The sequence below is a fragment of the Verrucosispora sp. CNZ293 genome, assembly GCF_002754655.1.
Genome location: NZ_PEFR01000001.1, coordinates 5,802,734 through 5,828,637, shown reverse-complemented (window position 1 = coordinate 5,828,637; position 25,904 = coordinate 5,802,734). Strand labels below are relative to the sequence as shown.

The following is a 25,904-nucleotide window of genomic DNA, read 5'->3' as shown; positions in this document are numbered from 1 at the left end:
AGGCTCAGACGGCCGGTGTCCGGGCCAGGTCGGCCTCGGCCTGCTCCTGGCCGCCGCCGTCGGGCTCCGGTTCGTTGCTCGTCCGCAACGGGATCTCCCGGATGAACCAGGCCAGCGCCGGGACCACGACGGCGAAGAGCACCGCCCAGAGGAACACGTGCGAGATCGCGTCGGCGAGGCCACCGAGCACCACCTCGCGGGCCTGTGCCGGCAGTTCCTTGAGCTGTTCGATGTTCATCGCCGCGCCGGCCTCGCCGCCACCGCTGAACGCGCCACCGGCGGCCGAGCCGGCCAGCCGGTTGGCGAAGATGGCGCCGAACAGCGAGATGCCGAACGACCCGCCGATGGAGCGGAAGAAGGTGGCCGCGCCGCTGGCCGCGCCCAGGTCCTTCTGGGCGACGCTGTTCTGCGCGATCAGCATGGAGGTCTGCATGAGGAAGCCCATGCCGGCACCGAGCACGAGCATGTAGAGCGACGACTGGACCTTGCTGGTGTCCACGTCCAGCAGGCTCAGCAGGGCGAGCCCGACGGCCATCACCACACCGCCGACGATCGGGAAGATCCGGTACCGCCCGGTCCGGGTGATCGCCCGGCCGACGACGAGCGAGACCAGCAGCATGCCGAACATCAGCGGCAGCAGCAGCAGGCCGGAGTTGGTGGCCGAGGCGCCCTGCACGGTCTGCTGGTAGAGCGGCAGGAAGTTCATCGCGCCGAACATCGCGAAGCCGAGCAGGAAGCCGATCACCGAGATGAGGGCGAAGTTCCGGTTGGCGAAGAGCCGCAGCGGCAGGATCGGCTCGGGGACCCGGCGCTCGACGAACCCGAAGGCCACGAGCGCCACGACGGCCAGCACGGCGAGGCCGAGGATCTGCGGGGAGGCCCAGGCGTACTCGTTGCCACCCCAGGTGGTGATCAGCACGATCCCGGTGATGCCCACCGACAGCAGGGCGGCGCCGAGCCAGTCGATCCGGTGCTCGGTGCGGTAACGGGGCAGGTGCATGGTGGCGATCAGCAGCACCAGCGCCACCCCACCCAGGGGAAGGTTGACGTAGAACGCCCAGCGCCAGGAGAGGTGGTCGGTGATGAAACCGCCGACCAGCGGGCCGGCGACCATCGCGATGGCCATGATCCCGGCGATCATGCCCTGGTAGCGGCCACGCTCCCGGGGCGGCACGAGGTCGCCGATGATCGCCATGACGCCGACCATCAGGCCACCGGCGCCCAGACCCTGGACGGCCCGGAAGGCGATCAACTGCACCATGCCGTCGTCGGGACCGCCGAGGAATCCCGACCCGGCCATGCCGCAGAGCGCGGAGCCGACCAGGAAGATCACCACAGCGGTGAGGAAGACCGCCTTACGCCCGTAGAGGTCGCCGAGCTTGCCCCAGATCGGGGTGGAGACGGTGGTGCCCAGCACGTACGCGGTCACCACCCAGGTGAAGTGGTTGAGCCCGCCGAACTCCCCCACGATGCGCGGCAGAGCGGTACTGACGATCATGTTGTCGAGCATCGCCAGCATCATGGCGATCATCAGACCGAAGAGCACGACCCGGACATTCGGTCGCACGGCAGCCTGGTTCTGCTGGACCATCGGTAAGCTCTCCCCCCGAGATGCGGCGCACTTACTTGCCGCCCGGCTAGTCACCTTACTAGCCGGACGGTAAGTTGGACAGGTAACGACGGTCAACCGGATTGGCAGGTACGGGTGAGTCAGAGCACAGGCGGCACGCGGGAGCGGATCAAGGCCGTGGCGCTGGAGCTCTTCACCGAGCAGGGCTACGAGGCGACCTCACTGCGCGAGGTGGCCGAGCGGCTCGGGGTGACCAAGGCCGCGCTCTACTACCACTTCAAGAGCAAGGACGAGATCGTCACGAGCGTGGTGGAGGACCGGCTGGAGCGGATGGACGCCCTGATCACCTGGGCCGAGAGCCAGCCGGCCACGCTGGCCACCCGCCGGGCCGTCATCGAGCGGTACGCCGACGCCATGTTCAGTGGCGAGCAGCCCTCGGTGATGCGGTTCTTCGAGCAGAACCAGACAGCCTTGAAGAGCCTCTCCGCCGGCCGGGAACTGCGCGATCGGATGTTCCGGCTGGCCACCGCGCTCTGCCAGGGTGACGACTCCCCCGGTGCCCAGCTCCGTGCCGTGCTGGCCCTGTTCGCCGTGCACAGCAGCTGGTTCGCCGTACGCACCCCGGACATCACCGACGCCGAGCGCAAGCAGGTGGCTCTGGAGGTCGCCGACGAGTTGCTCGCCGCGATCGCCGAACCGCCCACCCGCGTCCCTGACCGCTCCGGGCGGAACAGCTAGCGCAGCGGCAGGCGGAGGGCGAGCAGGTCCACTCCGGGCAGGGGGCTCCAGTCCCGCTCAGGCTGGCGGACGAAGCCGCGCCCACGGTAGAGCCGGTGGGCCGGCTCGGCATGGCCCTCGCGTACGCAGATGGTCACCGCGGTGCAGCCCAGCTCGATCGCGCGTGCGACACACGCCTCGACGAGCGCGGCACCGGCTCCCCGGCCCTGGGCGGCCGGGTCCACCGCCAGCATCCGGAACTCCGCCTCCCCCGGGGCACACATCTCGGCGTACCGGGTGCCGGGCAGCACGAAGGTGACCGAACCGAGCAGCTGCCCGGTCGCCCGGTCCACGGCCACCAGCACGTCACCGTGCTCCGCCCGAGCGGCGACGTCGGCGAGCACGTCGGCGTAGCCGGTCTCACCCTTGAGCTGGCCGTCCGCCTCGTACGCCGCGACGGTGAGCCGGGCGACCCCGGCGAAATCGGCCGGCTCGACCGGACGGATCAGCAGGTCACTCAACCGATCACCGCGATCAGGTCACCGTCCTGCACCACGTCGCCCTCGTTCACCGCGAGCTGCTGCACGACGCCGTCGGACTCGGCGATCACCGGGATCTCCATCTTCATCGACTCCAGGATCACCAGGGTGTCCCCCTCGGACACGGTGTCCCCGGCCGACGCGACGACCTTCCAGACGTTCGCCACCATCTCGGCGCGGATCTCCTCGGCCATCTCTCGGCCCCTTCCCTCGCGGCTCCTGCGACGTATCCAATCATGCGCAGGCGGGCGGCGGGCGTGGAGCGGCCCCGGCAGCAGTCCACCCGGACCGCCGGCACTAGCATCAACGGGTCGGACCCGGACGCCGGCAAGGGCGACAGCGCCCCGGCGGCGGGGTCGCGCGCAGCCGATCCGGCCATCACGAGGAGGTCACCATGGCGAAGAAGGCCCGTAAGAAGAAGGCCCGTAAGAAGAGCGCCGCGAACCACGGCAAGCGCCCCAACTCCTGAGCCGGCGGGCGGCTGCCCGCCGCGATCGGACGACGGACCACAGGTGCCCGGGTCACTTCCGACCCGGGCACCTGTGCAGGTCAGTCGGCCAGTTCGCGCGACTCGCTGCTCTCGAACACGACGAGTTCGCTGATCCGTACCCGTAGCCGCTCGCGCAGCTCGTCCGGCGCGGACTCGTTGCCGCAGCAACGCGCCACGAGCGCCCTGACCTCCTGCTCGATGCCGTACTCGCGCAGGCAGGGGCCGCACTCGTCGAGATGGTGCCGGATCAGCGTCCGCCGCTCCTGCGCACACTCCAGGTCGAGGTACAGGTAGACCTCGGCGAGCACCTCACGGCAGTCCGTCTCGTGCGGATCTCCACAGCTCACGTCACACCTCCCGGCCGGTGGCGGCGGTCGAGCTCCGGGCCGGCTGGGCCGCGGAGAAACCCCGCTCCGCGGCGTACCCCTCAAGCAGCTTGCGCAGATTACGACGCCCGCGGTGCAACCGCGACATCACCGTGCCGATCGGCGTGCCCATGATGTCGGCTACCTCCTTGTAGGAGAAGCCCTCGACATCGGTCAGGTAGACGGCCAGCCGGAACTCCTCCGGCAACTGCTGGAGGGCCTCCTTGACGTCGCTGTCCGGCAGCCGGTCGAGCGCCTCGGTCTCGGCGGACCGCAGCCCGCTCGAGGTGTGCGACTCCGCCTCGGCAAGCTGCCAGTCGGTGATCTCGTCAGTGGGCGCCTGGACCGGTTGGCGCTGCCGCTTGCGGTACGAGTTGATGTAGGTGTTGGTCAGGATCCGGTAGAGCCAGGCCTTCAGGTTCGTGCCCTGCTCGAACTGGTGGAAGGCGGCGTACGCCTTCAGGTAGGTCTCCTGGACCAGGTCCTCGGCATCCGCCGGGTTACGCGTCATCCGCAGGCCGGCCGCGTACAGCTGATCGACGAATGGCATTGCGTCCCGCTCGAACCGGGCCCTGCGCTCGTCCGTCTTCTCCGTGGTCAACCGCACATCCCCTCGGGTTGGATGCTTCCCCGCCGAGGATACGCGCACCGACCTTCCGGAAGATTCGGTTCCGACGGGTGTGCCCGTCGCCACCTCGGCCGGCGGCACCGCCGCCGGCCAGTTCGGGCCGGCCAGCAGCCGCCTGAGCTGCCGTGCCTCCCGCTCGTCGCGTTCCCGGTTCCGGATCTCGGTCGGCACCGGTCACCCCCTCGCACAGTGGTTGTCCGAGGTGTTCAACGCGCGCCGCGGGTCGGGACATTCCGGCTCGCCCCGGGCGTTCCTGGTCCCCGCCTCGGTGGTGCGACCGTGGCTGGGACCAGGAAGGGCCTGGGAGCCCGGTGTCGCCGCCCGACCGGGCACTGGGACACCATCGGGTGCAACGAAGCGGCGCAGCCGCCGGACACGGCACCGGGAGGCACGGCGGCGCGCCGGCAGCCAGCGCGCCGTCAGGTGGCCCAGCCGTGCTCGCGCAGCCAGGCCACTGCCAGGGCGGCCGTACCGGCGGGGTCGCCCCGAAGGTCGTGCCGCTCCCCCGGGCGGACCAGCACCCGTACCAGCGGCCCCCGCTCCGGCACACCGAACGGGTCCCGGTCCCCGTTCACCACCAGGGTCGGCAAGCCGGTCATCAGCTCAGCTGCCCGGCTCCGCTCCGGTCGACCGGGCGGATGCAGCGGGAAGGCGAGCGCCACCACCCCGGCGGCGGCCACCGCGGTCGCCGTCCGGCAGGCCACCCGAGCGCCGCTGGAGCGACCACCCACCACCACCGGTACGCCCCGATGCCGTCGCCGCAGCACGGCGAGCACGGCCGACCACGCCTCGTCGAGGTGCCCGGCCGGGGCGGGCGCACGTCGGCCGGCGACCCGGTACGGCTGGGTCACCCGGGCCACCACCAGCCCGGCGGCCACCGCCGCGTCGCGCAGGCCGATCAGATCCGGGGCGTCGACACCGCCGCCGGCCCCGTGCCCCAGCACCAGCAGAGCCCGGGGCAGGCCGGACGGTTGATCGGTCTCGACCCGGGCGGGACCGCGCGGAGTGTCGATGACGTCGTCGTGTGGCACCGCCCCATTGAACCCGCCCCGACCTGGGCGGTGCCCCGCAGATCAGCTCAACGGCACCAGGGTGAGCAGCCGGTCACGCACCGGCGGGCCCGGCTCACCTGCGGCATCGGGGTCGGGTTGCACCTCGCTGCGCCAGGCCACCAGCATCGCCCGCCGCTCCCGAGGCGTGGTGCCGCCCCAGACGCCGTGACAATCGCCGACCTCCAACGCCCAGGCCAGGCAGGAGCCCTGCACGTCGCAGCTGCGGCACAGCGCCACCGCCGCGTCCGCCGGCTCGTTCGGCGCCGGAAAGAACGTTTCCGGGTCGACGCTCTGACAGGTGCCTCTGGTGCGCCAGGCTTCGTCCTGTCGCCGCTCACGCAACGCCCGCAACAGTCGCGGATCACGCCGCGCGGCGGCCACCTCGTGCGGACGGGGCATACGCGCCCGTGTCATCCACCCACCTCCCCCGTGGGACCAGCAAGATCGATGGAGATCGTTCACCCGACGTGAACGACACCCACCACCGGCGCTGTGTTCTATCGCACTTACGTACACCGAGACAAGACTCTGCCGGGAACTTGGCAGAACGTTCGCGTCACCTTTCGCCCGCAACCGCAGCAAATCACTCCCGACAATGTGCCGGCCGTGATCAGAACAGCGTCATCTCCGACGGCTCGGCGGGACGGGTCAGCGGCACCCGGGCGGTCAGCTCCGGACCGTCGTTGCGCACATCGCCAACGGCCTTGCCCACCGGCCGTATCTCCAGCCGGGCCAGCCAGTCCATCGGCGGCGGCACCAGCAGCTCGGCCGCGTCGCCGCCGCCATCCAGCCAGGCCGCCCAGCGCCCGGGGGTCAGCAGCAGGGGCATCCGGTCATGCACCTCGGCCAGTTCGCCGAGGGCCGTGGTGGTCAGCACGCTGAAGGTCAGCAGCGTCGTGTCCGGGCCGTCCCAGCGCGACCAGATGCCGGCGAAGGCGAGCACCGAGCCGTCGCGCGGGGTCATGTAGTACGGCTGCTTCGAGCCGTCGGCCAGCCGCACCCACTCGTACCAGCCGTCGGCGGGAACCAGGCACCGTCGACGGGCGAAGGACGGCGCGTACGCCCGGCTGGTGGCGACCGTCTCGGCCCGGGCGTTGATCATGCGGGCCGCTCCGGCGGACGACCGGGACCACTGCGGCACCAGACCCCATCGGCCCCGCGAGAGCGCCCGGTGGCCCTCGGCGCTCACCCGGATGACAGGCACGGGATCGGTCGGCGCCACATTGTGATCGGCGACCAGCCCGTCGCCGGTCTCGTCGACGGCCTCGAACAGGCCGCTGAGGTCACCGGCGCTCCGGGTCGTGGCGTACCTTCCGCACATGTCGTTCACGCTAGCGCGCCGCTTGTCGGGCGGCTGTCCCGTTCCCCGGGAGCGGCCGATGACCGTGGCAACGCCGGGCCGACGGCACGGCAGAATGTAGCTGTGGGGAACGTGCCAGCGACCCGGCCGCTACAGCCGTGGACCGCACCGACGGCCAGCGATCCGGTGTCGGCGTCGCTGCGACTGCCCGGTTCCAAGTCGATGACCAACCGGGCTCTGGTGCTCAGCGCGCTGGCCGCCGGGCCGTCGACCCTGTCCCGGCCGCTGCGGGCCCGGGACACCGAGCTGATGGCCGCCGCACTGCGAGCGATGGGCGCCCACGTCTCGATCGCCGACGACGACCGTTGGTTGGTCCGGCCGCACCGGCTGTTCGGCCCGGCGCAGGTCGACGTGGGACTCGCCGGCACGGTCATGCGCTTCGTGCCCCCGGTCGCGGGGCTGGCCGACGGGCAGGTCACCCTCGACGGTGACCCGCACGCCCGCATCCGCCCCCTCGGCCCGCTCATCGAGGCGCTGCGCTCACTCGGCGTACGCGTCGACACCTCCGCCTCGGGCAGCCTGCCACTCGTGGTGCTGGGCGCCGGCCGGGTGACCGGCGGCGAGGTCGCGATCGACGCCTCGGCCTCCAGTCAACTGATCTCCGGTCTGCTGCTCGCCGCCCCCCGCTTCGACCGAGGGCTTGTGGTCCGGCACGTCGGCCCGCCGGTGCCCTCCGCGCCGCACCTGCGGATGACGGTGCAGATGCTGCGCGCCGCCGGTGCCGCGGTCGACGACAGCACTCCCGACGTCTGGGCGGTCGAGCCGGGGCCGCTCACCGGGCGCGGGTGGGAGATCGAGCCGGACCTCTCCGGCGCGGTGCCGTTCTTCGCCGCCGCCCTGGTCACCGGCGGCGAGGTGACCCTGCGCGGCTGGCCGGCACGGGGCAGTGCCCAGCCGGTGGAGCGACTGCGCTCGCTGTTGCAGCAGATGGGTGCGGCAGTCACCCTCACCACCGAGGGGCTGACGGTGCGCGGCACCGGCCCGGTGAAGGGATTGCACGCCGACCTGTCCGACGTCAGCGAACTGACCCCGGCGTTGACCGCGCTGGCCCTGCTCGCCGACTCGCCCTCGGTGTTCACCGGCATCAGCCACATCCGGGGCCACGAGACAGACCGGCTGGCCGCGCTGAACCGGGAGTTCACCGGGCTGGGCGCGGACATCACCGAGTCGGCCGACGGCCTGGAGATCCGGCCTCGACCGCTGCACGGTGGGGTGTTCCGCACCTACCACGATCACCGGATGGCACACGCGGCGGCGGTGGCCGGGCTGGTGGTGCCGGGCGTCGAGTTGGATGACGTGTCGTGCACCTCGAAGACCATGCCCGAGTTTCCGGCGCTATGGTCGGCACTGGTGACCGACAAGAACTGAGCTGACGAAGGGGCGGTCCTGGCGACCAAGCGGGAGTACGACGAGGACGACGTCCGGGTCCGACCCGGCAGATCCTCACGCCCGCGTACCCGGACCCGGCCACGGCACGCCGACGCCAAGGACGGTTTCGTCATCGCGGTGGATCGCGGAAGGTACACCTGCGTGCTGCCCGGCGCCGGGCCCGACGACCCCACGGTCACCGCGATGCGCGCCCGCGAGCTGGGCCGTAAGTCGGTGGTGGTCGGTGACCGGGTCGGGCTGGTCGGCGACACCTCCGGTTCGTCCGGGGCGCTGGCCCGCATCGTCCGGATCGAACCACGCAGGTCCGTGCTGCGGCGCACCGCCGAGGACGACGCCAGCACCGCCGAGGGGCGGCTGGAACGGGTGGTGGTCGCCAACGCCGACCAACTTGTGATCGTCAGCGCGCTGGCCGACCCGCCACCGCGCACCGGGTTCATCGACCGCTGCCTGGTGGCCGCGTACGACGCGGACATCGAACCGCTGCTCTGCCTGACCAAGGCCGACCTGGCCGGGCCAGCGGCGGTGCTCGACTACTACACCGAGCTGGAACTGCCGTACCTGCTCATCCGGCCGGACTCCCCGTTGGAGCCGCTACGCAGTCTGCTGGTCGGCCGGGTCTCGGTGCTTGTCGGGCATTCCGGGGTGGGCAAGTCGACACTTGTCAACCGCCTGGTGCCGGAGGCCGAACGGGCGGTCGGCACGGTAAGCGCGATCGGCCGGGGACGACACACCTCGACAAGCGCTGTGGCGTTGCGACTGCCCGGGTCACCCGACGCGGAGCAGGATCCGGGCTGGATCGTGGACACCCCCGGCGTACGCAGCTTCGGGCTGGCCCACGTCTCGGCCGAGAGCCTGCTGCACGGTTTTCCGGACCTGGTCGAGGCCACCGCCGACTGCCCGGCGAACTGCCCGCACACCACCGACGAGGCCGACTGCGCCCTCGACAACTGGGTGGCGGCGGGGCGGGCCGACCCGCGCCGGCTGGCCTCGTACCGCCGGTTGCTGGCCTCTCGCGCCGGGGAGACCGAAACCTGGACCGAGCCCGACCCGCGCGGGCGCCCGGAGTGATCCGGCGGGCCCAACCCGCCGACGCGGCACCTCACGTCGGCACCACCACCGACGCGCCGTCGCCGGCCCCCGGCGTCGTCCCGGAGCCGGCGTCGCTACCGTGTCCGGCATGACCGGGTACGCCGATGACCTGACCCTCGCCCACCGGCTCGCCGACGCCGCCGACGCCCTGTCGACGGCCCGGTTCCGCGCCCTGGACCTGCGGGTCGAGTCGAAGCCCGACCTGACCCCGGTCTCCGACGCGGACACCGCCGTGGAGCGCGAGATCCGTGCCCTGCTCGCCGAGCACCGGCCCGACGACGGGCTGCTCGGCGAGGAGTACGGGGCGACGCCCACCGCCGGCACCCGCCAGTGGGTGGTGGACCCGATCGACGGCACGAAGAACTTCGTCCGGGGCGTGCCGATCTGGGCCACGCTCATCGCCCTGCTGGAGGAGGGCCGCCCGGTCGCCGGGCTGGTCTCCGCACCGGCACTGGGGCGCCGCTGGTGGGCGGCGCGGGGCACCGGGGCCTACGCGGGCCCGGACGCGGCCCGCGGTACGCCCATCCGGGTTTCCGGGGTGACCCGGCTGGCCGACGCCAGCCTCTGCTACTCCTCGCTCGACGGCTGGGAGAAGGCCGGCCGGCTCGACGCCGTGCTGCAACTGATGCGGGACACCTGGCGCAGCCGCGCCTACGGCGACTTCTACGGTTACATGCTGTTGGCCGAGGGTGCGCTGGACGTGATGATCGAGCCGGAGTTGTCCCTCTGGGACGTGGCCGCACTGGTACCCATCGTGACCGAGGCAGGGGGCGCGATCACCGGTCTGGCCGGTCAGCCAGCCCCGGCGGGTGGCGACAACAGCACCCTGGCCAGCAACGGCGCGTTGCATCCCGACATCCTTGAAAGGCTCGGTAGCCCGCCGAGCATTGACGCCGGGTAACCTCTATCCTCGCCAGGTGGCTACCTCGGGTTGGTGTTTCCTGGCGGCGATGATCGTCGCGTATGGCGTCGCCAATCTGTTGCAGTCGGTTGCCGCCGCCCGCACCACGGTGCATCACACCTTCGATCCCGGGCTGCTGCTGCGCCTGGCCGGGCACCGCACCTATCTGGTCGGGCTGGCCTGCCAGGTCGCCGGATTCGTCCTGGCCTTCCTGTCCCGGCGGGACCTGCCGCTGTTCCTGGTGCAGGCGAGCGTGGCCGCCGGCCTCGGCGTCACCGCCCTGCTCGGCGTGATCCTGCTGAAGTGGCGGCTGCCGGCGGCTGAGGTCGCGCTGCTGGTGCTGCTGTTCGCCGGAATCACCGCGCTGGTGCTAGCCGCCCGGCCGGCGCCGTCGAAGGCCCTCGGCACCGAGGGCATGATCGCCCTGCTGGTGGCGCTGGCGGTGATCGCGGTGCTGGGCTTCTTCGCGGTCCGGCTGCACGGCGCGCCGGGTTCGGTGGCGCTCGGATCGCTGGCCGGGCTGGCCTTTTCCGCCGCCGCGGTGGCGGCCCGGCCGCTGGCCTCCGCGTCGAGCTGGGACGCCTTCCTCAGCCACCCGCTGCTCTACCTGCTCGTCGCCCATTCCGTGGTCGGCCAACTGCTGCTCGGCCTGGCGATGCAGCGCGGTTCGACGACGGCGGCGGTGGCCGCCATGGACGCGGCCGGCGCGGTGCCCGCTGCCATCGTCGGGCTGCTGCTGCTCAACGACAAGATCTGGCCGGGCCGGGAGTGGCTCGCCGGCATCGGGTTCCTGGTCACCCTCGCCGCCGTCGTCGGGCTCACCCGGTACGCGGAGCCGCAGCATCAGCACGCCGTCGCCCAGGAGACCAGCCGGGCGTTGGCCAATGCTCCCCTGCCGCTCATCCCGCGACCCACGGCGGCGGGCTGCGAGGTCGCGGCGGCCAGCGGCGTGGGTGATCCGCTGCCTCAGGCCGCCTCGACCGGCTTGCGTCGGCCCACCACCCGCTCGTAAAGCCGCTCCAGGGCACTGGCCGTACGTTCCCAGGTGTAGCTGCACCGCACCCGGTCGACCGCGGCGTGCCCGTACGCGAACCGGCCGGCGTTGTCGGTGAGCAGCCGACGCAGCGTCATCCCGAGGGTTCGTACGTCGCCCGGCGGCACCAGCTTGCCGGTCACCTCGTCGACCACGGCGTCGGCGATGCCACCCATGGCGTAGCCCACCACCGGGACACCACAGGCCATCGCCTCCAGCGACACCCGGCCCGCCGAGGAGTAGTGCGGGGTGCAGGCCACCACGTCGGCCGAGCGGTACCAGGTCGCCATCTGCTCGTGCGGCACCGCGCCAACCAGGTGCACCTGCTCGCCGACCCCGACGCGGTCGGCCAGCTCGCGCAGCCGACGGGCCTCGGCGTGGTTGGCCAGCCGGTCGGTCGGTGGCCCGCCGGCGATCACCAGCTCCGCGTCGCCGACCAGGCGCAACGCGCGGATCAGATCCTCCTGGCCGTGACCCCGCCCGAGCCCACCCACGGAGAGGATCCGGGGGCGCTGCTCACGCGGGGCGGCCTCACCGTCGGGATGGAAGCGCTCCGTGTCGACCCCGGTCGGGACCATCGCGACCGAGGTGCGTTGCAGGCCCATCCGGGTCAGCTCGTCGACCTCGTCGTTGCACTGGGCCACCGCGATGTCCACGGCTCGGGTCAGCGCCCGCTCCAGCGGGATCCGGCTGCCCGGGCCGTCGTACTGGGCGCCGAGGTGGCGCAGTTGCTCCATGCCGATCGAGTGGAACGTCTGCACCATCGGGATGTCGGTCTCCCGTACGGCGTGCGCGGCGGCCAGGCCGCCGATCCAGTAGTGGCCGTGCACCACCTCGGGGGTCCAGTCGCCGGACCACCTGCCGGCCAGCCACTCACCGAACTCGGGCACGTAGGGCACCAGGTCAGCAGTGGGGATCGGTGCGACCGGGCCCACCGAGGCCCGCTCCACCCGGTAACCGTCAACGACCTCGGTCTCGATCACCTCAGGGTCGTCCCGGCGGGTGTACACCCGCACGTCGTGACCTCGCCCGGCCAGTTCGGCCGCGACCCGTGCGATGTGCTGGTAGGTGCCGACGACGGTTCCGTCGCCGGACGGCGGCGCAGCGGCGTGGGCACAGACAAGGCCAACGCGCATGGGTCACCTCCATGCGGATGAGGGCTGTGGTCTTCGGTCAGAGCGTCCCATTAACCGGCCTCCGACGAGCCGAAACCTCGCAGATCGCGGGCACGCTCGGCGGCATGACCCGGACATGACGGGGTACCGATGAGGAATGCCCCTCGCCCGAGCACTCGCCGACGCCACAGTCGTCATCACCGGTGCGTCAAGCGGCATCGGCGCCGCGACCGCGTACGCCCTGGCGCGGCGCGGCAGCACCGTGGTGCTTGCCGCGCGTACCGAGCCGGCCCTGCGGGAGGTGGCCCGACACTGCCGTGAGCTGGGCGGCCGCACCCTGGTGGTGCCCACCGACGTGACGGACGCGGACGCCATGCGACGGCTCGCCTCGACAACTGTGGCGGAGTTCGGCCGGATCGACGCCTGGATCAACAACGCCGCGGTCGGCACCATCGGGTTGTTCGACGAGATCCCGGTGGCCGAGTTCCGCCAGGTGCTGGACGTCAACCTGCTCGGCACGGCGAACGGGATCCGGGCCGCGCTGCCACACCTGAGCGCGGCCGGCGGCGGCGTCGTGGTCAACAACGCCTCGGTGCTGGCCGAGGTGGCAATGCCCTACCAGTCCCCGTACAACGCGGCCAAGCACGGTGTCCGGGGCCTGGCCGACACGGTCCGCCAGGAACTCCGCGCCACCGGACGGGGTGCCGTCTCGATCTGCACCGTGCTCCCGGCCACCATCGACACCCCGTTCTTCCGGCACGCCGCCAATCACAGTGGCCGGCAGGTCGTTCCGCCACCACCTGTCTATCCGCCGGAGGTGGTCGCGGAGACGATCGTCCGGCTGTTGAGGCGACCCCGCCGGGAGGCGTACGCCGGTGGCGCCGCCCGCCTGATCGGCATGCAGTGGCGGCTGGCCCCGGCGCTGGCCGAACGCGTTCTGGGGTGGTACGGCCGGTACACCCAGTTCGGCCCGACGCCGATGGCCGACACCACGGGCAACGTCTTCCGCCCCGACGCGACGGCGCAGCCGGAGGGCGGCTGGGCCGGCCGACGTCGCCAACTGGTCCGCATCTCCACCGTGTTCGGGCTGGCCGCCGCCGGGACCGCCGTCGGCACGGCCGCCGCGCTGGCCCGCAAACTGACCCGGTGAGCGCTCGGGCCGGCACCTGTCGACGTCCGGCCGGCTATCCGCCCCGGCGGGACCGGTTACGGCGGGAGGGCAACGGGTAGTGGTCAGTCATGCGCGACGACGAGTACCCGACCCCCGTGTCCGATCCCGAGGCCGACGGCCTGCCCGACACCGCCGACGACGATTCGACGGCCGGGGACGACGTGCTGACCGGACGGGAGGCCGACGGCCCGGCACCGGCCCAGCTGCCCGGTGACCGGACCCCGGTGGCGGTCGACGAGTTCGGCACCACGGCCGAGGAGCAGCTCGACGGCGAGTCGTTGGACTACAAGCTGAGCCGGGAACAGTTCGAGCTGCCGGTCGACGATCCGCTGGCCGGGCCGGTGGATCCGGACATCGCGGCCGAGGCGGACAGCCGGGAACAGGCGGCGCAGGCGCAACTCGACGCCGACGTCATCGACCCGGGTCCCACCTCCGACCCGAAGTCCCCGGTCTCGCTCTACGACCACGACCAGCTGGGCACCAGCGTGGACGCCACGGTCGGTCGGCTTGTCGAACCGGACGAGGGGGCGCACACCGACCAGGAGACCGATTCGATCGCGTACGACGCGGGTGCCGCCGGTGGCGGAGCCAGCGCCGAGGAACTGGCCGTGCACGAGACCCGGCCGCCGCACTCGGTCTGAACAGCGAGCGCCGGCCCGCTCAGTCGTCCAGGCCGCGTTCGATCGCGTACCGGGTCAGCTCGACCCGGTTGTGCAACTGGAGCTTGCCGAGCGTGTTCTGCACGTGGTTCTGCACCGTACGGTGCGACAGCCCGAGCCGCTCGGCGATCTGCTTGTACGACATGCCCTTGGCGACCAGGCGCAGCACCTCGGTCTCCCGGTCGGTGAGCCGGGGTGCCGCGTCCTCGGCGTCAGCCGCCGCGTGACCGGTGACGGTGGCCAGTCGGCGGTACTCGCCGAGGACCAGTCCGGCCAGCCCCGGCGTGAAGACCGGCTCGCCCGCCGCGGTCCGCCGCACCGCCTCCAGGAACTCCGCCAGCCCGGCGGACTTGAGCAGATAGCCGGTGGCGCCGGCCTTCACCGCGTCCAGTACGCCCTGCTGCTCGCCGCTGGCCGAGAGCATGAGCACCCGGACGTCGGGGTGCGCCGCCCGCAGTCCCTGGATCACCTCCACCCCGGAGATGTCCGGTAGTTGCAGGTCGAGCACCACCACGTCGGCACGGGCCGCGGCGACCACCCGGACCGCCTGACGTCCCTCCCCACAACTGGCCACCACCTGGTGGCCGGCCTCGGCGAGGTCGCGGGCCACCCCTTCCCGCCACATCGGGTGGTCGTCGACGACCATCACACGTACGCCGCTCATGGTTCCCTCCTCGGCACGGTGAGTTCCACCTCGGTGCCGGCACCCGGTGTCGAGCTGATCCGGGCCGTGCCACCCAGGTCGGCCAACCGGCCCCGGATAGCCTGGGCGACGCCCAGCCGTCCCTGGGCCACGGCCTCGGCCAGGCGGTCGGGCGGAAAGCCCGGCCCCTCGTCCCGGATCGACACGGTGACCGCCGCGCCCTCGTCCTCGACCAGCACCCACGCCCGACCACCACCGTGCCGGGCAGCGTTGTCCAGCGCCGCCCCGACGGCCGCCGCCAGCTCACGGGCCACCGGCGGAGGCAGCGGCACCGGGCCAGCCGGCGCGGACAGCGACACGGTGGCCGAGGCGTGCCGGCCGAGCAGGGTGCGCAGGTCGACAGGCGCGTCGGCGGCACCGGCCGGGACCGGCCCGGCAGCGGAGATCAGCGAACGCAGCGCCACCTCCTGCTCGCCGGCCAACCGGGCCAGTTCGCCTGCCTCGCCGTCGAGGTGCGCGCCACGCCGCTGCACCAGGGCGAGCACCTGGAGCACCGAGTCGTGGATGTCGCGGGCCAGTCGTTCCCGCTCCCTGGTGGCGGCCTCCAACTCCACCGCCCGGTGCAGCCGCTCTCCAGCGGTCACCGAAAGCCGGGCGACGTGCCCGACCACCACGCCGGCGAGCAGCATCAGGATCGCTCCGTTGAACGCGCTGGGGGTGACCATGCCCCGGGTCGCGAGATCGGTCGCGCCGAGCACAAGTGCCGCGATCACGCCGCGCCGCCGCCCGCCGGAGACGGCCCACGCCAGCACCGGTCCACTCAGCCAGGCCACCGGAAGGGTGGGCAGCCCCGCGTCGAGCGCCGGCCGGCCCATCACCCACGGGGTGGCCAGCAGGATCGCCACGACAACTGCCAGGTCGGCCAGGAGCAGTGGCCAGCCGCGCCGCGCCGGGTCCGCGTACCCGACCGCGGTGACGCCGGTCCAGGCCGCCATGACCAGCACCAGCGCTCCGGCGGCGAGGGGGTGGGCGTACCGGTCCGCGTCCCGGATCAACACCACGCAGACGTACGCCAGGGAAGCCACCCGGAAGACTGCGACGGCCCGCCAGAGCGGGACCTCGAAACCACCGGCAGTGGGCACGTGCGCCACGATGCCACAGGCCGTCGGAGCCCCTGCGGCCGAGCACCTCGACCAACCCTGACGTACGGTGGTAAAAGCCGCGTAAACCTCTGCGATCTCTGTCGGGACGGGGCCATGACGAACGCAGGATCTCCCCCACCGCGTACGGTGGTGCCCATCGAACACGCCCTCCTGATCGCCGACGCCTTCGACCAGGCCCAGGTGACCGAGCTCCGACACTCGGTCGCCGCCTGCGTGCGCTCTGTCGGGCTGCGCGACGAGCGGCTTGACGACTTCGTGCTCGCGGTCAACGAGCTGATCACAAACGCGGTGCGGCACGGCGGCGGACGGGGCTGGCTGCGGCTGTGGGAGGAGCCCGGCCTCGTGGTGTGCGAGGTCGCCGACCATGGTCAGGGCATCAGCACGCAGGACCTCGACAACCGCAGCCGGCCCGCGCCTGAGACGGCCGGTGGCTGGGGGCTCTGGCTGGCCCGCGAGCTGACCGACGCGATGGATGTGGATACCGGACCCGCCGGCACCACGGTGCGCATCATCACCGCTACCGCCCCCGCCGAGCAGCACGTCGGACGTCACCGCAGCCGCGAATAGCGGCGGTCCGCGCCGCCCGGGTCCCTACCAGCGGGTGCCGGTCAGCTTCTCGTAGACGTCCACGTAGCGCGCCCGGGTGGCGTCGACCACCTCGGCGGGCACCTCCGGGGCCGGGTGCCGCTTGTCCCAGCCGCTGGTCGCCGCCCAGTCCCGTACGTACTGCTTGTCGTAGGAGAACTGGGCGCGCCCGGGCTGGTAGGACTCCGCCGGCCAGAACCGGGACGAGTCGGGGGTGAGCAGTTCGTCGCCGAGGACCAGGGTGCCGTCCGACGCCCAGCCAAGCTCGATCTTGGTGTCGGCGACCAGGATGCCCCGGTCGGCCGCCAGCTCGGCGCCCCGGCAGTACACGTCGATCGTCAGCTGTCGCAGCCGCTCGGCGGTCTGGGCGCCGACCTTGTCGACCACCTCGGCGAAGGTCATCGGCTCGTCGTGCTCGCCGGCCGGCGCCTTGGTGGACGGGGTGAAGATCGGCTCGGGCAGGATGGAGGCCTCGACCAGTCCGCGCGGCAGTTCGACACCGGAGACCTTCCCGGTGCCCTCGTACTCCTTCAGGCCGCCGCCGGTGAGGAAGCCGCGGGCGACGCACTCGACCGGAACCATCTCGAGCCGGCGGCACCGGATCGCCCGGCCGGCGAACTCCGGCGGCACGTCGGTGGCCGAGATGACGTGGTTCGGGACCAGGTCGGCCAACTGCTCGAACCACCACAGCGACAACGCGGTGAGCAGCTTGCCCTTGTCCGGGATCGGGGTCGGCAGCACCACGTCGTAGACGGAGACGCGGTCGGAGGCGACCAGGATCAGGTCATCGCCCTCGGCGTAGACGTCCCTCACCTTGCCCGAGTGCAGAAGTTCCACGCGGACAAGTAGACCACGCGCCGGGCGTACCACCGCTGGCGGTCCACGGCGCGACCGTCAGGGCGCGAACGGCCCCTCGGTCCGGGTCAGCGCCGACGGCGAGTCATCCGGATCACCAACAGGACGATCACAGCCACCACCGCCAGACAGCAGAGCAGGCTCAGGAAACCGAAGAAGCCGGAACCACGTCCGCGCCGTCGCGCCGCCTCCACCACCAGTTCCCCGGTGCCGGTCGAGGCCCATGCCGCGACCGGGACGAACACCGTCAGCGCGACCGTACCCAGGAGCGTGCCGAGCCGCCCCCACCACCTACCGAAGGAAGACATGGGCTCATCCTCGCTGAACCGCGCAACCTCGGCGGGCCGAATGATGCTCGTGTCGATAGGTGCCACCGGGGGCAGAGAAAAAAGAGGCCCCGGACGAATCCGGGACCTCTTTCCGCAGTAGCGGGGACAGGATTTGAACCTGCGACCTCTGGGTTATGAGCCCAGCGAGCTACCGAGCTGCTCCACCCCGCGTCGGTAGGATCAGCCTACCCCATCCGTCGCGGTGCTCATCGCCCACCCCACCCGTCACCCGGTCACCGCCGGTACGGACCAAAAAAGGCCCCGGACGAATCCGGGACCTTTTTCGCGTGGTAGCGGGGACAGGATTTGAACCTGCGACCTCTGGGTTATGAGCCCAGCGAGCTACCGAGCTGCTCCACCCCGCGTCGGTAGATCCACCGTAGCGTACGACCCCCGGCCCCCGCAAAACGACAGCCGGAACGGCGCGGTTCCGCACCGTGTCGGCCACGCCGCACCCAGGTCAGGCGCGGCGTTTCGAGGTCGGCCGGAAACGGTGCGGCCCACGGCGGCGAGGATCGCCGAACCGTGGGCCGCACCGTTCGCGGTCGGTCAGCCGGTGGGTGACGGACTACCGGAGGGAGCCGGCGGGCTCGGCGTGCCGTTGGTGCCCGCCGCCTGCTGCGCCTGCTGGAACGCGGTGAGCGCCTCGTCCAGCGCGGCCAACGCCCGACCGTAGCGTTCGAAGTCGCCGGACGCCTGCGCGGCACGCACCTCGGTGATCGCCGCCCGCACCCGCTCGGCGGCGGTGCCGAGCTCGCCGGTGAGCGGCGGAGCGTCGCCGGGCGTCGGGGTGGCCGACGGCGACGTCGGGGGCTCCTCGCCCTCGGGCGGCTCCTCGGTGCCCCCGGCCGGCGGCGGCGGGTTACCTGCCGCCGCCTGCTTGCCCTGCTCGACGAGCTGCTTGATGCCGTCGGCCACGTTGTCGGCCAGCACGACGTAGGAGCCTCCGTCGCCGTACGACATCAGCACCTTCTGCAGCAGCGGGTACGCGTCCTGCTGGTTGCTCTTGACGTAGACCGGCTCGACGTACAGCATCCCGTTGCCGAAGGGCAGCGAGAGCAGGTTGCCGTACTGCACCTGGGCCTGGTTCGAGGAGAGCAGGTTCAGCTGCTGCCGGATGTTGGCGTTCGTGTTCGTCATCCGCTGGTGCACCTGCACCGGCCCGGAGATCGCCGTCTGGTCCGGCAGCTCCAGCACCTGCAACGTCGGCTTGCCGTCCTGGTACGAACCGGAGATCAGGGCGGCCAGGTTCTGCCGGCCGTTCGGGGTGACCGCGCTGGTGAGCTGGAAACGGGGCGCGTCCTGGCCCGGGAACTGGGTGTAGAGGTAGTACGGCGGCTGCTTCTGCCCGCTGTCGGGCGCGTCCGGCACGTTCGGCACCTGCCAGAAGTCCTGGCCGGAGTAGAAGTCGCCGGGGTTGGTGACGTGGAACCGGGTCAGCATGTTGCGCTGCACCTTGAACAGGTCGGCCGGGTATCGGAAGTGGTCGGCGAGCGCCGGTGGGATCTCGGCACGCGGCTTGATCAGGTCACCACCGAACGCCTTGTTCCACGCCTTGAGCACCGGGTCGTTCTCGTCGAACTCGTAGAGCACGACAGTGCCGTCGTAGGCGTCGACTGTCGCCTTCACCGAGTTGCGGATGTAGTTGACGTTCTCCCGGGCAAGCTGGATGGTGCCCCGACCGGTCAGCTCGTCGGTGGTCTCCTGCTGAAGATTGACCCGCTCCGCGTACGGGTAGGTCGCGGCTGTGGTGTAGCCGTCCACGATCCACTGCACCCGACCGTCCACCAGGGCCGGGTAGGGGTCACCGTCCAGGGTGAGGAACGGCGCGACCTTCTCCACCCGGTCCCGGGGGTTACGCACGTAGAGCAGCTTGGAGTTGTCGTTGACCGCCTCGGAGAGCAGGAAGTTCGCCTCCTGCTCCTTGATCGAGTAGAGCAGACGACGGGTGAACGAGCCGATGTCGACACCACCGGAACCGGTGTAGGTGTAGTACGACTCGGACCCCTCACCGCCTTCGCCGCTCTCACCGGCCGGGCGGTCGAACTCGGCCGGATTGGCGTCCTCGCTCGGCTTGCCGACGATGGCGTAGTCACCGGCGGCCATCCGCTCGCCGTAGTAGATCCGGGGCTGGTTCGCCGGGATCAGGTCGGTGGCCGACGCGCACGACTCCTGCGTCCGCTCGCCGAGCGAACCGGAGACGAAGAAGGGCTGGCCACCGCAGACCACCCGGTTCGCGGGTGCGGCCACCACGCCGTAACCGTGGGTGTAGACGGTGTGCCTGTTGATCCAGTTGCTCTGCTGGGCGGTCAGCTCACCGTAGTTGATCTCACGTACGCCGACCACGTAGTCCTGGGTCGCGCCGTCGATCGTGTACCTGTCGATGTCGAGCTTCGGGCCGAAGTCGTAGAAGCCACGGACCTGCTGGAGCTGGGTGTAGGTCTCGCTGACCAACTGCGGGTCGAGCAGCCGGACGTTCGGCACCACCGAGGTGTCGGTGGCCAGGCTCTCCGGCGGGTTCAGATTGTTCGCGGCGTACGCCGAGCTCTGCGCGATGTCCAGCCCGAAGGACGCGCGGGTCGCGTCGATGCTGCGCTGGATGTACGGCGCCTCCTTGTCCCGGGCGCTGGGCTTGACCTCGAAGGTCTGCACCGCCCACGGGTAGATGCCGCCGATCGCCACCGCCGAGACACCGAGCAGGGCCAACGAGATGCCCGGCCAGACCAGGTTGCGCATCCAGGCGTTGGAGAACACGATGATCGCGATCGCCACCACCACGGAGATGTAGGCGAGGATCTCCTTGGCCGGCAGCAGCGCGTTGATGTCGGCGTAGCCGGCGCCGTAGACGCCCACGCCGTCGTTGTACTCCAGCAGCATCGCCCGCCGGTCCAGCACGTACGCGATGGCCTTGAGCAGGACGAAGACCGCGACAAGCGTGCTCAGGTGGGCCCGGGCGGCGTTGCTCATCCGGTCACCGACGCCCTGCAGGCGCACCCCGCCGAAGAGGTAGTGCACGGCCAGCGCGCCGATCAGCGCCAGGACCACAGCGGTGAAACCGAGCCCCAGCAGGAACCGCCAGAACGGCAGCTGGAACACGTAGAAGCCGACGTCGACGCCGAACTCCGGGTCGTCGACGCCGAAGTTGCCGCCGTGCAGGAAGAGCAGCCACTGGTTCCAGCGGCTCTGCGCCGACAGACCGGCGAAGAGGCCGACGATGGCGGCGGCCACCGTGATCCACAGCCCCAGTCGGGGGCCGAGCAGCATCCGGTACCGCTCCAGGGTGGCCTGTTCCGGTGAGTGCGGTCGCATCCGTGGGCGCAGCCGTTGCGCGAGCCAGAGGTTGCCGCCGACGATCGCCGCCATCGCCAGGCCCGCAGCCAGGAAGAGCAGCAGCCGGGTGACGAGTACGCCCCGGAAGACCTCCGTGTAGTCGACCTCGGAGAACCAGAGCCAGTCGGTCCAGGCCTGCACCCCCCAGCCGAGCAGGGTGAACAGAACGAACACCCCGATCAGGACTCCGATCGTGACGCGTCCGCGTCGGCTCATCCTCGGCAGGGGGCTGCTGCTACGCATGACCACTGTTGGCTCCGCACGCTCGTTATGATCGGCTCCGACCAGGCACCCAGAGTACGGGGTGTTCCTGAAAGCGTGAGCGCAAGGTCATACCGCGCGACTCAGCAGTACGCCGGCTCGCCACCGGAACGCAGCGTCTCCAGCGCCTCCAACGCCTCGTCGAGCGAGCCCACCTTCACCAACGGCAGGTCGGGCTGCCGGTTACGGACCGCCTCGGCGCAGTTCGCCGCGGGTACCAGGAACGCCGTCGCGTTTGCCTGCTTAGCTCCGACCAACTTCTGGGGGATCCCACCGATCGGGCCGACCTGCCCGGCGTCATCGATGGTGCCGGTACCGGCGATGATCCGACCGCCGGTCAGATCATCAGGGGTCAACTTGTCGATGATGCCCAGGGCGAACATCAGGCCCGCGCTGGGTCCACCGATGTCCTTCAGATCGAAGGAGAGGGTGAACGGGTGCGGCTGCTGCTGCTCGATCTCGATCCCGATCCGGGGCCGGCCGTCCTGCTCCTGGCTGGTGATGGTGTCGGTCCGCGCGGCGCCGTCGCGGGTGTACCCGATCCGCAGGGCGGTGCCGGCCGGCTTGGCCCTGATCAGTTCGGTGAGCCGGGAGGCGAACGGCACCGGCTCACCGTCGACCGACGTCACCACGTCACCCGGGCGGAGCACGGTGGCCGCCGGCCCGTCGGTGGCCACCGTCTTGACCACGACCTGCACCTCGTATCCGAGTTCCCGCAGGGCAGCGGTCTCCGCGCTGGTCTGCGAGACCTGGAAGTCCTCGGCGTTGCGCTGCTCCACCTCCTCCTGGCTCTCCCCCGGCGGGTAGACCAGTTCGCGTGGCACCACCGCCTGCTCGTCGGAGAGCCAGCCCTGGATGGCCGAACGGAGCTTGACGCCGGGCTGCACCCCCACCGTCGTCAGCCGCAGTTGGCCCGCGGAGGTGGAGGTTTCCCGGCCGGCGACCTGGATGACCTCCTTACCGTCCTCCTGGCCCAGCGTGTCGACTGTCGGGCCGGGGCCGAGCACCACGTACGGGACGGGCGCGCCGAGCACCCCGATGCTGAGCAGCGCGGTGAGCAGAGCACCGAGCAGGACGGTCAGGCCGCGACGTCTCATGCGGCAGAGCGTACCGATCCCGATCGTGCCTTCCGGCCGGCACGACGCACGACTTCGCCCTCAGCGCAACCGCGGTGGCGGCGGCCCGGGTGGTGGCGCGCGTACCGTAGACGTCGTGCCTGATATTCCGTTCGGTTTCGCGCTTCCGGGTGGGCAGCCGCCCGACCCCAACGACCCCGCGCAGATGCAGCAGTTCATGTCGCAGTTGCAGCACCTGCTCTCCGCGTCGGGCAGCGGGCCGGTCAACTGGGACCTGGCCCGCCAGGTGGCGGCCAGTCAGCTCGCTGCCGCGGGCGACCCGGCGGTCTCGCCCTACGAGCGTCACGCGGTCGAGGAGGCGCTGCGCATCGCCGACCTCTGGCTGGAGCCGGCCTCCGCGCTGCCCTCGGGCATCCGCACGACGGTGTCCTGGAACCGCAACGAGTGGATCTTCAAGACGCTCGACGTCTGGCGCAAGCTGTGCGACCCGGTGGCCAGCCGGATGGTCGGCGCGATGGGCGACCTGGTCCCACCGGAGGCCCGGGCCCAGCTCGGCCCGATGCAGTCGATGGTGGCCACCCTGGGTGGCGCGCTCTTCGGCGGCCAACTCGGCCAGGCACTCGGGTCACTCGCCGCGGAGGTGCTCTCGGCCGGCGACATCGGTCTGCCGCTCGGACCCGCCGGCACGGCCGCGCTCGTCCCGGCCAACATCAAGGCGTACGGCGAGGGCCTGGAGCTGCCCGAGGACGAGGTCCGCCTCTACGTGGCCCTGCGTGAGGCGGCACACCAGCGGCTCTTCGAGCACGTCCCGTGGCTGCGGGGGCACGTCCTCAACGCCGTCGAGACGTACGCTGCCGGCATCCGGGTGAACCGGGAGGCGATCGAGGAGGCGATGGGTCGGGTCGACCCGACCGATCCCGAGTCGATGCAGGCGATCGCCCTTGAGGGCATCTTCACTCCCGAGGACAGCCCGACGCAGAAGGCCTCGCTGGCCCGGCTGGAGACGGCCCTCGCCCTGGTGGAGGGTTGGGTGTGCCACGTGGTCGACGGGGCGGCAGCCGGCCGACTGCCCAACGTCGTGGCCCTGGGCGAGGCGTTCCGCCGCCGCCGCGCGGCCGGTGGGCCCGCCGAGCAGACCTTCGCCGCCCTGGTCGGGTTGGAGCTGCGGCCCCGTCGTCTGCGCGAGGCCGCAGCGCTCTGGGCGGCGCTCACCGAGCATCGGGGCATCGCCGGCCGGGACGCGCTCTGGGGCCACCCCGACCTGCTGCCCTCCGACGACGATTTCGCCGACCCGGTGGCCTTCGCCATGGCCGACGTGGATCTGATGACCGAGCTGGAGAACTTCGACTTCTCCGCGCCGGGCGGCCCGGAGGAGAAGGCCCCGGGCGAGACGGAGCGCCGCGACGACACCGAGGGCGGCGAGGACCGCTCCTGACGATTCGCCCGGCTGCGTCGTCGCGCCGGGCCGGCGGGGGCGGCGTCAGCCGCTCCGGCCGGCGCCGGAGAGCAGGGACCGGGTGTGCTCCCACCCGTCCAGCGCCGGATCGAGCCGGGCCAGATCCGCCGGGCCGCGCAGCCGGTGCCAGGAGGGTGTCACCGCCAGGTCGCCGGGGAGCGGGGCCGCCGCCCGGACGGCCGCGGGCACCGTGGCGTCCATGTCCAGCGGCGGCAACCAGGACGGTACGGGCAGCCGGGCCGCCACCCCGAGCAGTCCGGGCAGGCCCCCCTCCGCTGGCGCGACCGCGACCGGCCGACTTGTCAGCGGACGCAGCAGCTTGCCGACGGTGAGTCCGGGCAGGTCGGGCGCGTCGCCGGCGACGACCGCCACCTGCTCGTAGTGCTCGCTCGTCGCCGGGTCGCCGCCCGGAACAGCACCCGATGGCCGGTTCGTGCCGGCCGTCCCGTCCGACTCACGGGCACCGGTCAGGGCGGCGAACACGGCATTCGGGGTCGGCTCGGACACCTCGTACACGGTCGTGCCGGGCCAGATGACCGCGTCGGCCAGCCAACGGTCCGCCCGCGTGACAGCCACCGCGGTGTCCACCTCGTTGAGCATGGCGAGCAGGTCCACCACGTCCTCGGCCAGCGCGGTCCGCCAGTCCACCGGGTCGACCCCGGGTGGCACCCAGGCCACCGGCGCAAGCAGCGCCACCACCACACGTCGGGCCATTCACCGACCCTACCGCCGCGGCGACGCGACGCTCAGGGGGTGCCGGCGACGGCCGCCACGCCCTCCAGGTAGCCGCGCGCCCGTTCGGTCTTCGGATACCTGCCGACAAGTGCCCAGAACTGTGCGTTGTGACTGGACACGATGAGGTGGACAAGCTCGTGCAGCAGCACGTAGTCGATCACCCAGTCCGGCATGTCCTGGATCCGGTGCGAGAGCCGGATCGAACGGTCCGCCGGGGTGCAGGATCCCCACCTGCCGTTCTGATTGCTCACCCACCGGACGCTGGCCGGCAGAGCCTGGTTGCCGTACTCGGTGAGATAGAGCTTGATCAGCCGGCCGGCCCGGACCAGCAGTTCGGCGTCCGAGCGGGCCAGGCGTCCCTCGCGGGCGGCCAGCCGGGCGAGCATGCGGTCGACCCACTCGCTCTCCTCGGCCCGGGAGAACTGGTCGGGGATGAGGACCACGACCCGCTCACCGTCGCGGTAGGCGGACACCGTGCGTCGCCGACGCTGGCTGCGCCGTACCTCGACGACCGGCTTCCGCGGCCCTGCCATCAGTGGACCGCGCAGCCTCGGTTTGCTGTCACGTTGGCAAGCTAATGCGTTGTGACCAGGGGTCCGCAAGAGTCAACCCCCCGACACGCGTCCGGAAAATGGGGATTAGTCGCCAGGAGTCCCGAAAAAATTCTTGCCAGACCCGGAGCAGCCGTCACGGTCACCCTTCGTGGTGACCGGTGAGGTGTCACACCTTGAGCCGACCACCACGTTAAGTGATCACCACGACGGACCTCAAATCGACTGTCGAACGCCCGCCCAGGCGGTACCACCAGCGCAATTGCGGGATACCGGTCGGCGTGTCCCCGCCAAACTGACTGATCTGACCCGATTCGGCGTGCACACTCTCGACGTCGCCTTGCTCACAGTGGCAATGCGCAGCTGACATGGAACCGCCCAGACCTGGGTAGGGTCCGCCAACCAGTGGTCACGTAGGTGGCCACCGGACAGAACCGGCGCCGGGCGCGCTGAGCGACCGCCACCGGGAGACCCACCGGGTCGTTATCGACCGGTGGACGACACGAGGAGGGCACATCGTGGCCGACCAGGCCCAGACCTACAACGGTTACTGCGTCAAGTGCAAGGAGAAGCGGGACTTCGAGGGCCGCGTCGAGGTCTCGAAGACCGGCATGAACATGGCCAAGGGCAAGTGTCCGGTATGTGGCACAACAGTGAACCGCATCCTGGGCAAGGCGAAGGTCTGACGTACGTACGCGCATGCGGATGGGGGTGGCTGCGGCCACCCCCATCCGTGTCTTCGGTGACTGTCGGACCACCGACTCCACCACCCGTAGGTTGTGGATAACTCGCCGAATCCTGTGGACAGCCCTGGATCCGGGGCCGCCCGCCTGTGGACAACG

The 25,904-nt window shown here is 71.4% G+C and carries 27 protein-coding genes, 2 tRNA genes and 1 pseudogene; 11 read left to right on the top strand and 19 right to left on the bottom strand.

Going from position 1 to position 25,904, the window contains the following annotated elements; translation table 11 throughout:
• Positions 1-4: 4 nt before the first annotated feature.
• The gene (locus tag CLT74_RS26605; RefSeq protein WP_099849959.1) at positions 5-1,591 is read right to left on the bottom strand and encodes an MDR family MFS transporter; all 1,587 of its coding nucleotides are present in this window, start codon (positions 1,589-1,591) and stop codon (positions 5-7) included.
• Positions 1,592-1,705: 114 nt separating this feature from the next.
• Here CLT74_RS26605 and CLT74_RS26600 point away from each other — a divergent pair, with 114 nt between their 5' ends.
• Positions 1,706-2,308 carry a TetR/AcrR family transcriptional regulator gene (locus tag CLT74_RS26600; protein ID WP_099849957.1) on the top strand — a complete coding sequence of 201 codons (603 nt, stop codon included), beginning with the start codon at positions 1,706-1,708 and terminating at the stop codon, positions 2,306-2,308.
• Here CLT74_RS26600 and CLT74_RS26595 read toward each other — a convergent pair.
• Both CLT74_RS26595 and CLT74_RS26590 read right to left on the bottom strand, forming a co-directional pair.
• Entirely contained in the window at positions 2,305-2,808 is a 504-nt protein-coding gene (locus CLT74_RS26595; protein ID WP_099849955.1) for a GNAT family N-acetyltransferase, read from the bottom strand. The two genes, CLT74_RS26600 and CLT74_RS26595, sit on opposite strands and share 4 nt — an antisense overlap.
• The gene (locus tag CLT74_RS26590) at positions 2,805-3,020 is read right to left on the bottom strand and encodes a biotin/lipoyl-binding carrier protein (protein ID WP_093405215.1); all 216 of its coding nucleotides are present in this window, start codon (positions 3,018-3,020) and stop codon (positions 2,805-2,807) included. Before CLT74_RS26590 ends, CLT74_RS26595 begins: the two co-directional genes overlap by 4 nt.
• 200 nt (positions 3,021-3,220) lie before the next feature.
• Here CLT74_RS26590 and CLT74_RS31570 point away from each other — a divergent pair, with 200 nt between their 5' ends.
• Positions 3,221-3,295: a 50S ribosomal protein bL37 gene (locus CLT74_RS31570; RefSeq protein ID WP_370461611.1), complete on the top strand. Its 75-nt coding sequence runs from the start codon at positions 3,221-3,223 to the stop codon at positions 3,293-3,295.
• 80 nt (positions 3,296-3,375) lie between these two features.
• Here CLT74_RS31570 and rsrA read toward each other — a convergent pair whose 3' ends face one another.
• The 5 genes from rsrA to CLT74_RS26565 form a co-directional block, all read right to left on the bottom strand.
• Positions 3,376-3,663 carry a mycothiol system anti-sigma-R factor gene (gene rsrA, locus CLT74_RS26585; protein WP_099849953.1) on the bottom strand — a complete coding sequence of 96 codons (288 nt, stop codon included), beginning with the start codon at positions 3,661-3,663 and terminating at the stop codon, positions 3,376-3,378.
• Between the two features lies 1 nt (position 3,664).
• On the bottom strand, positions 3,665-4,480 hold the full coding sequence (locus tag CLT74_RS26580) for a sigma-70 family RNA polymerase sigma factor (RefSeq protein ID WP_199172268.1): 816 nt from the start codon (positions 4,478-4,480) through the stop codon (positions 3,665-3,667).
• Positions 4,481-4,728: 248 nt separating this feature from the next.
• Positions 4,729-5,340 (bottom strand): alpha/beta family hydrolase, encoded by a 612-nt coding sequence (locus tag CLT74_RS26575; RefSeq protein WP_099849951.1) that lies wholly within the window; start codon positions 5,338-5,340, stop codon positions 4,729-4,731.
• Between the two features lie 42 nt (positions 5,341-5,382).
• Positions 5,383-5,775 (bottom strand): WhiB family transcriptional regulator, encoded by a 393-nt coding sequence (locus CLT74_RS26570; RefSeq protein ID WP_093405204.1) that lies wholly within the window; start codon positions 5,773-5,775, stop codon positions 5,383-5,385.
• Positions 5,776-5,971: 196 nt separating this feature from the next.
• Positions 5,972-6,682 carry an SOS response-associated peptidase gene (locus tag CLT74_RS26565; RefSeq protein ID WP_099849949.1) on the bottom strand — a complete coding sequence of 237 codons (711 nt, stop codon included), beginning with the start codon at positions 6,680-6,682 and terminating at the stop codon, positions 5,972-5,974.
• A gap of 102 nt (positions 6,683-6,784) precedes the next feature.
• Between CLT74_RS26565 and aroA the strand changes: the two genes are divergently transcribed.
• The 4 genes from aroA (at position 6,785) to CLT74_RS26545 (ending at position 11,112) form a co-directional block, all read left to right on the top strand.
• A complete protein-coding gene (aroA, locus tag CLT74_RS26560; protein WP_099849947.1) occupies positions 6,785-8,089 on the top strand; it encodes a 3-phosphoshikimate 1-carboxyvinyltransferase in 1,305 nt (434 codons plus the stop codon).
• Positions 8,090-8,221: 132 nt separating this feature from the next.
• The gene (gene rsgA, locus CLT74_RS26555) at positions 8,222-9,178 is read left to right on the top strand and encodes a ribosome small subunit-dependent GTPase A (protein ID WP_486582764.1); all 957 of its coding nucleotides are present in this window, start codon (positions 8,222-8,224) and stop codon (positions 9,176-9,178) included.
• Between the two features lie 109 nt (positions 9,179-9,287).
• Positions 9,288-10,100 (top strand): histidinol-phosphatase, encoded by an 813-nt coding sequence (hisN, locus tag CLT74_RS26550; RefSeq protein ID WP_099849943.1) that lies wholly within the window; start codon positions 9,288-9,290, stop codon positions 10,098-10,100.
• A gap of 49 nt (positions 10,101-10,149) precedes the next feature.
• Positions 10,150-11,112 (top strand): hypothetical protein, encoded by a 963-nt coding sequence (locus tag CLT74_RS26545; protein ID WP_199172430.1) that lies wholly within the window; start codon positions 10,150-10,152, stop codon positions 11,110-11,112.
• On the opposite strand, the gene CLT74_RS26540 is transcribed toward CLT74_RS26545, so the two are convergent.
• On the bottom strand, positions 11,067-12,269 hold the full coding sequence (locus CLT74_RS26540; protein ID WP_099849939.1) for a glycosyltransferase: 1,203 nt from the start codon (positions 12,267-12,269) through the stop codon (positions 11,067-11,069). The two genes, CLT74_RS26545 and CLT74_RS26540, sit on opposite strands and share 46 nt — an antisense overlap.
• A gap of 136 nt (positions 12,270-12,405) precedes the next feature.
• On the opposite strand from CLT74_RS26540, the gene CLT74_RS26535 reads away from it, so the two are divergent.
• Positions 12,406-13,398, top strand: coding sequence for an SDR family oxidoreductase (locus CLT74_RS26535; protein ID WP_099849937.1), 993 nt, complete (start codon positions 12,406-12,408; stop codon positions 13,396-13,398).
• 89 nt (positions 13,399-13,487) lie between these two features.
• A complete protein-coding gene (locus tag CLT74_RS26530; protein ID WP_099849935.1) occupies positions 13,488-14,060 on the top strand; it encodes a DUF5709 domain-containing protein in 573 nt (190 codons plus the stop codon).
• Between the two features lie 19 nt (positions 14,061-14,079).
• On the opposite strand, the gene CLT74_RS26525 is transcribed toward CLT74_RS26530, so the two are convergent.
• Entirely contained in the window at positions 14,080-14,742 is a 663-nt protein-coding gene (locus CLT74_RS26525; RefSeq protein WP_099849933.1) for a response regulator transcription factor, read from the bottom strand.
• The gene (gene macS / locus CLT74_RS26520; RefSeq protein ID WP_199172267.1) at positions 14,739-15,863 is read right to left on the bottom strand and encodes a MacS family sensor histidine kinase; all 1,125 of its coding nucleotides are present in this window, start codon (positions 15,861-15,863) and stop codon (positions 14,739-14,741) included. Before macS ends, CLT74_RS26525 begins: the two co-directional genes overlap by 4 nt.
• A gap of 114 nt (positions 15,864-15,977) precedes the next feature.
• Between macS and CLT74_RS26515 the strand changes: the two are divergent.
• Positions 15,978-16,431 (top strand): annotated as a pseudogene (locus CLT74_RS26515) (ATP-binding protein); the annotation flags it as partial.
• Positions 16,432-16,475: 44 nt separating this feature from the next.
• Here CLT74_RS26515 and CLT74_RS26510 read toward each other — a convergent pair.
• The 6 genes from CLT74_RS26510 to CLT74_RS26485 form a co-directional block, all read right to left on the bottom strand.
• A complete protein-coding gene (locus CLT74_RS26510; RefSeq protein WP_099849929.1) occupies positions 16,476-17,306 on the bottom strand; it encodes a phosphoribosylaminoimidazolesuccinocarboxamide synthase in 831 nt (276 codons plus the stop codon).
• An 86-nt stretch (positions 17,307-17,392) separates the two neighbouring features.
• The gene (locus CLT74_RS26505; RefSeq protein WP_099852981.1) at positions 17,393-17,632 is read right to left on the bottom strand and encodes a hypothetical protein; all 240 of its coding nucleotides are present in this window, start codon (positions 17,630-17,632) and stop codon (positions 17,393-17,395) included.
• 118 nt (positions 17,633-17,750) lie between these two features.
• A tRNA-Met gene (locus CLT74_RS26500) sits at positions 17,751-17,824 on the bottom strand.
• 117 nt (positions 17,825-17,941) lie between these two features.
• Positions 17,942-18,018: transfer RNA gene (locus CLT74_RS26495), tRNA-Met, on the bottom strand.
• 184 nt (positions 18,019-18,202) lie between these two features.
• Positions 18,203-21,226 (bottom strand): UPF0182 family protein, encoded by a 3,024-nt coding sequence (locus CLT74_RS26490; RefSeq protein ID WP_199172429.1) that lies wholly within the window; start codon positions 21,224-21,226, stop codon positions 18,203-18,205.
• Between the two features lie 101 nt (positions 21,227-21,327).
• Positions 21,328-22,341 (bottom strand): YlbL family protein, encoded by a 1,014-nt coding sequence (locus tag CLT74_RS26485; RefSeq protein WP_099849924.1) that lies wholly within the window; start codon positions 22,339-22,341, stop codon positions 21,328-21,330.
• 115 nt (positions 22,342-22,456) lie between these two features.
• Here CLT74_RS26485 and CLT74_RS26480 point away from each other — a divergent pair, with 115 nt between their 5' ends.
• Entirely contained in the window at positions 22,457-23,755 is a 1,299-nt protein-coding gene (locus tag CLT74_RS26480) for a zinc-dependent metalloprotease (protein WP_199172266.1), read from the top strand.
• Positions 23,756-23,800: 45 nt separating this feature from the next.
• On the opposite strand, the gene CLT74_RS26475 is transcribed toward CLT74_RS26480, so the two are convergent.
• Complete coding sequence (locus tag CLT74_RS26475; protein ID WP_099849919.1) at positions 23,801-24,490, bottom strand: hypothetical protein; 690 nt, start codon at positions 24,488-24,490, stop codon at positions 23,801-23,803.
• Positions 24,491-24,522: 32 nt separating this feature from the next.
• Positions 24,523-25,044: a M48 metallopeptidase family protein gene (locus tag CLT74_RS26470; protein WP_099849917.1), complete on the bottom strand. Its 522-nt coding sequence runs from the start codon at positions 25,042-25,044 to the stop codon at positions 24,523-24,525.
• Positions 25,045-25,580: 536 nt separating this feature from the next.
• Between CLT74_RS26470 and CLT74_RS30925 the strand changes: the two genes are divergently transcribed.
• On the top strand, positions 25,581-25,748 hold the full coding sequence (locus CLT74_RS30925) for a DUF5679 domain-containing protein (RefSeq protein WP_012014940.1): 168 nt from the start codon (positions 25,581-25,583) through the stop codon (positions 25,746-25,748).
• Positions 25,749-25,904: the final 156 nt, after the last annotated feature.